The organism is Cupriavidus sp. 05T313 (assembly GCF_056396665.1).
In genome coordinates this window covers 1-1,320 of the sequence record NZ_JBFTLX010000510.1, presented here as the reverse complement: position 1 = coordinate 1,320, position 1,320 = coordinate 1, and the positions used below count along the sequence as shown (strand labels likewise).

Genomic DNA, 1,320 nt, shown 5'->3' with positions numbered 1-1,320 from the left:
GGTTCTTCAGACTTTCGTGTGGGTAGGTAGTACGCTTTCGCGCATGGCTTGGTAAGGAGGTGTGCGATGGACAGCGTGGAACTGTACCGGCAGCTGCTTGGCGTGACTGCGCCATGGACGGTGGAGCGTGTCGACCTGGACGTGGCGCGGCAGCATGTCGAAGTGCATGTAGGGCACTTGGAGGGACAGCGTTTTTCGTGCCCCGAGTGCGGGAAGGAATTGGCGGTCTATGACCACCTTGGAGAAYGGGTGTGGCGACACCTGGATAGCTGCCAGTTCCTGACGTATCTGCACGCGCGGCCTCCGCGAGTGTCGTGTCCGGAGCATGGCGTGAGGCAAGTGAGGATGCCGTGGGCGGAGGCTGGGAGTCGGTTTACGCATCTGTTTGAAGCGCTGGCAATCGACATATTGCTGGCAACGAATGTCAAGCGAGCCGCGGAGATCTTGCGCATTACGTGGGACGAAGCCTGGCACGTGATGGAAAGAGCTGTATTGAGGGGGCGGGCGGCGAAAGCCAACGAGATGCCCCGGCTGATGGGCGTGGATGAAAAGGCAATCGCCAAGGGACATCGCTATATGACGCTGGTGTGCGATCTGGAAGAAGCGACGGTGGAATACATCGGAGAAGAGCGCAAGCAGGCCAGCTTGGCCGCTTACTTCGAGGCTTTCCCGGTGGCGTATCGGGAGGCCATTGACGCTATCAGCCTGGACATGTGGCCGGCCTACATCAACGCCTGCCAGGCCAATGTGCCTGGCGCAGACGAGAAGATGGTCTTTGACCGCTTCCACATCATGCGCCATGTCATTGAGGCGGTGGACAAAGTCAGAAAGCAGGAGCACAAGGCGTTGCTGAAAGCCGGAGACGACACCCTCGCCCGCAGCAAATACCTGTGGCTGACCAACCCGGAGAACATGCTGGAGCCGACCAGGGAACGCTTCAATGCACTGAGGACGATGGAGCTGAAAACAGCTCGAGCCTGGGCCTTGAAGGAGGCGCTGCGGGGGCTGTGGAATTACCGCACCACCGGCTGGGCCACACGCTTCTGGAGGCGCTGGTACTTCTGGGCGACCCATAGCCGGCTGGCGCCGATGATTGACGCCGCCCGGCTGATCGCCCGCCACTTGCCGAATGTGCTGACCTACTTCAAACATCGCATCACCAATGCCGTTGCCGAGGGGTTGAATTCCAAGATCGCCACTGTGCAGAAGCGAGCCTGCGGCTATCGCAATCCGGACCACTTTAAGATCGCCGTCTACTTCCACTGCGGTGGTCTCAACCTACATCCAGCTGCGCTGACCCACACGAAAGTCGGATGAACC

1 protein-coding gene is annotated in these 1,320 nt (G+C 59.9%); it reads left to right on the top strand.

Annotation, left to right across the window (positions count from 1 at the left end; translation table 11 throughout):
* Positions 1-66: 66 nt before the first annotated feature.
* Complete coding sequence (locus tag AC1DKD_RS41325; protein WP_477115605.1) at positions 67-1,317, top strand: ISL3 family transposase; 1,251 nt, start codon at positions 67-69, stop codon at positions 1,315-1,317.
* Positions 1,318-1,320 lie beyond the last annotated feature (3 nt).